Source organism: Pedobacter sp. HMWF019 (assembly GCF_003061025.1).
Classification (GTDB): Bacteria; Bacteroidota; Bacteroidia; order Sphingobacteriales; family Sphingobacteriaceae; genus Pedobacter.
In genome coordinates, this window is the sequence record NZ_QAIL01000487.1 from 333 (window position 1) to 6945 (window position 6613).

A 6613-nucleotide genomic window follows, 5' to 3' on the forward strand; every position below is an offset into this window, starting at 1 on the left:
GCAGCATCAGGGTCTGGAGTAATCTTGACGCCGGACGGATATATTGTAACCAATAACCACGTGGTAGAAAATGCAGAGAAAGTTGAAGTGGTTTTGTCCAACAGGAAAAAAGTAATTGCCAAAGTGATTGGTACCGACCCAAATACAGACTTGGCTTTGATTAAGGTTGAGGAGACAGATTTGCCGGTGGTAAAGATGGGTAATTCAGATAATGTACAGGTTGGAGAGTGGGTATTGGCCGTGGGTTTCCCATTGGATCTGCAAACTACAGTAACTGCAGGAATTGTAAGTGCTAAATCAAGGTCTATTGGAATTTTGGCCAGAAACCAGCAACCAACTGAAGAAGAATATGAACAATACCAAAGAACAGGTAAAAGACCAGCAAACAGCAGCATTGAATCTTATATTCAGACAGATGCCGCCATTAATCCTGGAAACAGCGGTGGTGCTTTGGTCAATGCAAATGGGGAGCTGATTGGTATCAACGCGGCCATTGCTTCTCAAACAGGAACAAATGAAGGTTATGGTTTTGCGATTCCGGTAAACCTGGCTAAAAAGATCCTGGAGGATTTTAAAAAATATGGTGCGGTAAAACGCGGTTATATCGGCGTTACTTTTACTCCACTTGATGCAGATCAGGCCGAACGCTTAAAAGTTAAAGATGTTGACGGTTTATATGTAAGCGATGTCATGCCTGATGGTGGTGGTGCGGCTGCCGGAATCAAACCAGGAGACATTATTAAAAAAGTAGAAGGTAATGTGATCTATGATTCTCCTGATCTTCAGGAAAAAATAGGACGTCTGAGTCCTGGTGATAAAGTCAACCTGACGATTTTAAGAGATGGTCAGTTAAAAGATGTGAGTGTTACTTTAAGAGGTGACAAGAGTGTGGGGGTTGTGGCTAAAGCCAATGGTACCAAATCTACCGGAGCAAGCATTACTAAATTAGGCGCTTCGTTTTCACCAGCACCAGCAGGATTAAAAGCGAAATATGGTGTGAGAAATGGTGTGGTCGTAACTAATGTGGAAGAAGGTAAAGCATTTGACTCTTTTGATATTTCAAGAGGTACGCTGATCACTTCAATCAATGGTAAGCCGGTGAATAGTGCAAAAGATGTAGAAGAGGCGTTGCCTACTTCCAGAAACGGAAGAACAACCATCTCAGGCGTTGGAGACAACGGTAAATTTACGATTGCCTTCTAAGCTTTAAAATTTTAAGCAAAAGGGGAGCTAGATAAAGCTCCCCTTTTTTGTTTATCATCCTTATGTCATCTTAGAACGTTTCTAAATAGTCGATTTGTGCTTGGAATTACCAATTTAATTCATTTATTAAATACTTTTGCAGGAATAGAATTATAAAAAAACAATCAAATGGCTAGTTTCGGAAACGCTTTTTCCTCCTCTATCGGAAAAAAATTAATAATGGGCATTACCGGCCTGTTCTTGGTTTTATTTTTAATAGTGCATTGCTTTATCAATGCACTGATCTTTATTAATGACGGTGGACTTACCTTTAATATTGGGGCACATTTTATGGCTACCAACTGGCTGATCAGGGCTGGAGAGATTGTCCTTTTCGTAGGGCTTATTGCACACATTGTTCAGGGTGCACGTCTAACTTTCCAGAACCAGGCTGCGCGTCCGGTAAAATATGCGGTAAGCAATGGCAATGCAAACAGTAAATGGTACTCCCGCTCTATGGGTTTACTGGGTACCTTGTTGCTGATCTTTTTAATTGTGCATTTGTCTAATTTTTGGGTAGTATCCCGGTTTACCGGTATTCCTACAACAGATGCGAATGGGCATGAAGATCTGTTTGCGGTGATGAAGGAAACTTTTAAAAATATCTGGATCGTTGTATTGTATGTGCTGGCAATGGCTTCTCTTGCTTATCACTTATTACACGGTTTTTCATCTGCATTTCAAACTTTGGGATGGAATCATAAGAAATATACTCCGCTTATTAAAGGTGTGGGTGTATGGTATTCTATTATCATCGCGTTGCTTTTCGCTTTAATGCCAATCGCAATCTATGCAGGTTTTATTAATTAATTTTTGAACGTATAAGCTTAAAATAACATGGCAGAATTAAATGCTCATATACCAGAAGGTGAATTAACCGAAAAATGGACTAAGTTACGTTCTTCTATGCCTTTGGTAAATCCAGCCAATAAAAGGAGTATAGAGATCATCGTGGTAGGATCAGGACTGGCAGGAGCTTCGGCTGCGGCCACTCTGGCAGAAATGGGATATAAAGTAAAATGCTTTTGTTTCCAGGATTCACCACGCAGAGCGCATTCTATTGCGGCTCAGGGTGGTATCAATGCTGCAAAAAACTATCAGAATGATGGAGACAGTACTTACCGTTTATTCTATGATACCATTAAAGGTGGTGATTATCGCGCCCGTGAAGCAAACGTACATCGTTTAGCAGAAGTAAGTGCGAACATTATAGATCAGTGTGTGGCACAAGGTGTACCATTGGCCAGGGAATACGGTGGCTTGTTAGACAACCGTTCTTTTGGAGGTACACAGGTCCAAAGAACTTTTTACGCTGCAGGTCAAACTGGCCAGCAATTGCTTTTAGGTGCTTACAGTGCTTTAGAGCGCCAGATTGGAATGGGTAAAGTGGAAATGTTTACCCGTCACGAAATGCTGGAAGTAGTGGTGGTTGACGGTAAAGCACGTGGTATTATTGCACGTGATTTAATTAGCGGAGAATTGCAACGCCATTCAGGCCATGCGGTATTACTTTGTAGTGGTGGTTACGGTAACGTATTTTATCTTTCTACAAATGCAATGGGCAGTAACGTAACTGCAGCCTGGAAAGCACACAAAAAAGGTGCTTTCTTTGGTAATCCTTGTTATACGCAGATTCACCCTACCTGTATCCCGGTTTCAGGAGATCATCAGTCTAAACTGACGCTGATGTCTGAGTCTTTACGTAATGATGGACGAATCTGGGTACCTAAGAAAAAAGATGATCCCCGTAAAGCTTCGGAGATTCCTGAAGAAGAAAGAGATTATTATTTAGAGCGCAGGTATCCTGCTTTTGGTAACCTGGTACCGCGTGACGTGGCTTCCCGTGCTGCCAAGGAAAGATGTGATGCTGGTTATGGTGTGGGTGCTTCTAAATTAGCGGTTTATCTTGACTTTAAAGCCAATACTGAACGTTATGGAAAGATAGAAGCCAATAAGCATAATATTCATAATCCAGATAAAGAAACCTGCATGAGACTGGGCAGGGAAGTGATCAAAGAGAAATATGGTAACTTGTTTGATATGTACAAGCAGATTACCGGAGAGGATCCATATGAGCTTCCTATGCGTATTTATCCTGCGGTTCACTATACCATGGGTGGTTTATGGGTAGATTATAACCTGATGACCACTGTACCGGGCTTATATGCTTTGGGTGAAGCTAATTTCTCTGATCATGGTGCAAACCGTTTAGGTGCTTCCGCTCTAATGCAAGGTTTGGCTGATGGTTATTTTGTGATTCCTTATACCATTGGTGCTTACTTATCAAAAGAACTCGCTACAAAACCGATTCCACAAGATCACCCGGCTTTTGTGGAGGCCGAGGCGAGTGCAAAAGGTATTATTGATAAATTCTTTGCCATAAAAGGAACTAAATCTGTTGATCATTTCCACAAGAAATTAGGTAAGATCATGTGGGAAAGATGTGGTATGGCGCGTAATGCAGAAGGTTTGAAAAAAGGTATCGAGGAAATCCAGCAATTGCGCAAGGAATTCTGGTCTGATCTGCGTGTTCCTGGTGATGCCAACGAACTGAATCCGGAACTGGAGAAAGCAGGCCGGGTAGCCGATTTTATTGAACTGGGTGAACTGATGTGTATGGATGCATTAAACAGAAATGAGTCTTGCGGCGGTCACTTCAGAGAAGAATACCAGACAGAAGAAGGCGAAGCTTTAAGAGATGATGTGAACTACGCTTATGTTTCTGCATGGGAATATAAAGGTGATGTAACTTTTGAACTTCATAAAGAAGAGCTGAAGTTCGAAAATATTAAGGTTGCACAAAGAAGTTATAAATAGGTAAAAAATCCCAATACCATGAGTACAGGAAATATGAATTTAACGCTGAAAGTATGGCGTCAAAAAAATAACATTGCCAAAGGTAGTTTGGTAGATTATAAATTATCTAATATTTCACCTGATATGTCATTCCTTGAAATGTTTGACGTATTGAACGAAGGTCTTGTTGACAAGGGAGAAGAGCCTGTTGTTTTTGACCATGATTGCCGTGAAGGTATTTGTGGGGCCTGCTCTATGTTTATCAATGGCCAGCCTCACGGACCGCTCCAGGGGGTAACAACTTGTCAGTTGCACATGCGTTCTTTTAAAGATGGCGATACCATCGTTGTGGAACCGTGGAGAGCAAAGGCTTTCCCGGTGATCAAAGATTTGATGGTGGATCGTACAGCATTTGACCGCGTTATCGCAGCCGGAGGTTTTATCTCTGTGAATACTGGAAATGCGCAGGATGCAAATAACCTCCCTATTCCTAAGGTGAAGGCAGATTCGGCTTTCGAGGCTGCAGCCTGTATCGGATGTGGTGCTTGTGTAGCTACCTGTAAAAATGCTTCGGCAATGCTGTTCGTTTCGGCAAAAATCTCACAACTGGCACAATTGCCTCAGGGACAGCCGGAACGTTACCGTCGCGTTCAAAGTATGGTGTCGCAGATGGATGCGGAAGGCTTTGGTAACTGTACCAATACAGGTGCCTGCGAAGCAGAATGCCCTAAAGGAATATCATTAGAAAATATAGCCAGAATGAACAGAGATTTTTATTCGGCAAAATTTGTTTCTGAGGAAGAAGTTTAATAAATTTATATCTCGAGACAAGGATATTAAACGAAGCCCCTGCCGTATTGGTTGGGGCTTCGTCCTTTTTAAAGAGGCTGATTTCTATTTGCTTAAAGAAAAGGAGATTGGGATATTGTATTTTACCCTTACCGGTTTTCCTTCAACTATTCCAGGATTCCATTTGGGACTTTCTTTTAATACTCTTACGGCTTCTTCATCTGTTCCGGAGCCTAATTTTCTATCGACATGGATGTTGGTGAGCGCACCGTCTTTTTCTACGATAAAGGATAGAAATACTTTGCCTTGAATATTATTTTTCACCGCGGCTTCCGGATATTTTACAGTCGTTTTCAGGTATTCGTAAAAGTTCTTCATGCCACCCTTAAACTCGGGTTGCTTTTCGGTACTGACAAAATCGTAAACTTTATCCTGTTTGGGTTGTCCATTCTGATCAAGTAAGCCATTCGGCATGAAGAATGAAGTGTTTAGGGGAATGTTTTCTGTTAGCTTGGCGACTTTGTCGTTGGTTCTAAGTGTCGCAGACGACAGAGTTAGTGTCAGTCCGAATAAGGGTAGGAAAAGGCCATACTTCAGTACGGCTCTTTTTTTTGATTTTTCTTTGTAAAGCATAGTGATTCTTTTTTTAAGTTGAGATTGAGTGAAAAAATGATTGTTCAGGGAAGTTCTTGGAACCTGGAAAGAACTACTCAGCAGGAGCATGGCGTATTCTTCCTTATCCCCCTGGAAGTTTGCCGCCTGCTCATCTGCCAGATATTCATGAAGGTTTCGAATGCTGTGTTTGTAGAAATAAAGGATTGGATTGAACCAGTTGAGTAGAGTCATTACTTCAAAAAATAAAACATCTGCGGTATGCCATTGCTTTACATGAACATCCTCATGCTGATGAATGATGTCTACGTTAGGCAAGTCAGGATCTATAGATTTCCTGTTCAGGAAAGAAAATGCCGTTCCTCTTTTTGTTGTCTTTAGGGATGTAGATACGTTGAAGAGTTGTGCAATCAGCCTGGATGTTAAAAACAAGACACCTGCCAGATAAATCATGACAATCAAGCTTCCGATCCAAACAGCATAGGAATCAGGGGGCGCCTGGTTAAAGTTGCTGATATAGGAATTGAGCTGATATGCACCTATATAAATAGGTTGGCTGACCGTTTGACTGGCAAACCATTCAAATCTTAAGAATGGAATAGATATGGAAAGTACGCCCGCAGACAGCAGATAAATCCGGTTCAACATGAAGTACGTCTCTTTATCTAATAGCAGCTTATAGAAGCCATAAAATACCACAAGGTATATATTGACTTGAAGGATATAATGGGCCCAGTTCATCTTGGTTTGTTTTTAATGTTGTTGATCATTTTTAAAATCTCATCCATGTCGCTGAGGTCAATTTTTTCTTCCTTAACGAAGAAGGAAAACATACTTTCCACGGAATTTTCGAAATAGCCACCCATCAATTTCTCTGTGACATGGCGTTTATAGTCATCTTTACTGATCAAAGCATAGTATTGATGTGATTTTCCAAAGGCATGATGGCCGATAAAACCTTTGGCTTCCAGAATGCGGATGATGGTAGAGACCGTGTTGTAAGCAGGTTTGGGGATAGGGAGCAGGTCAATAACGTCTTTTACGTAACCTTTTTCGATTTGCCAGATGATCTGCATAATCTGTTCCTCGGCTTTAGTTAAATCTTTAATTTCCATATGTTCTTATTAATCAGGTTATTTTTGGTTTTTGAAATGCGTTATTTAAAGCTATAACT

General features: G+C 41.1%; 6 protein-coding genes. 4 read left to right on the top strand and 2 right to left on the bottom strand.

What is annotated here, in order from left to right:
• The 4 genes from DBR11_RS25225 to DBR11_RS25240 all read left to right on the top strand — a co-directional run.
• Window positions 1-1203, top strand: a 1203-nt coding sequence (locus DBR11_RS25225; protein ID WP_233260909.1) for a trypsin-like peptidase domain-containing protein, incomplete at its 5' end; no start/stop codon positions are given.
• A 168-nt stretch (window positions 1204-1371) separates the two neighbouring features.
• Window positions 1372-2052: a succinate dehydrogenase cytochrome b subunit gene (locus DBR11_RS25230; RefSeq protein WP_108555345.1), complete on the top strand. Its 681-nt coding sequence runs from the start codon at window positions 1372-1374 to the stop codon at window positions 2050-2052.
• A 27-nt stretch (window positions 2053-2079) separates the two neighbouring features.
• The gene (locus DBR11_RS25235; protein WP_108555346.1) at window positions 2080-4059 is read left to right on the top strand and encodes a fumarate reductase/succinate dehydrogenase flavoprotein subunit; all 1980 of its coding nucleotides are present in this window, start codon (window positions 2080-2082) and stop codon (window positions 4057-4059) included.
• A gap of 18 nt (window positions 4060-4077) precedes the next feature.
• The gene (locus DBR11_RS25240; RefSeq protein ID WP_108555347.1) at window positions 4078-4848 is read left to right on the top strand and encodes a succinate dehydrogenase/fumarate reductase iron-sulfur subunit; all 771 of its coding nucleotides are present in this window, start codon (window positions 4078-4080) and stop codon (window positions 4846-4848) included.
• Between the two features lie 84 nt (window positions 4849-4932).
• Here the strand turns inward: DBR11_RS25240 and DBR11_RS30365 are convergent, their stop codons facing one another.
• Together DBR11_RS30365 and DBR11_RS25250 are read right to left on the bottom strand one after the other, a co-directional pair.
• Window positions 4933-6180 carry a TonB family protein gene (locus DBR11_RS30365; RefSeq protein WP_108555348.1) on the bottom strand — a complete coding sequence of 416 codons (1248 nt, stop codon included), beginning with the start codon at window positions 6178-6180 and terminating at the stop codon, window positions 4933-4935.
• Window positions 6177-6554 (bottom strand): BlaI/MecI/CopY family transcriptional regulator, encoded by a 378-nt coding sequence (locus DBR11_RS25250; protein ID WP_108555349.1) that lies wholly within the window; start codon window positions 6552-6554, stop codon window positions 6177-6179. Before DBR11_RS25250 ends, DBR11_RS30365 begins: the two co-directional genes overlap by 4 nt.
• Window positions 6555-6613: the final 59 nt, after the last annotated feature.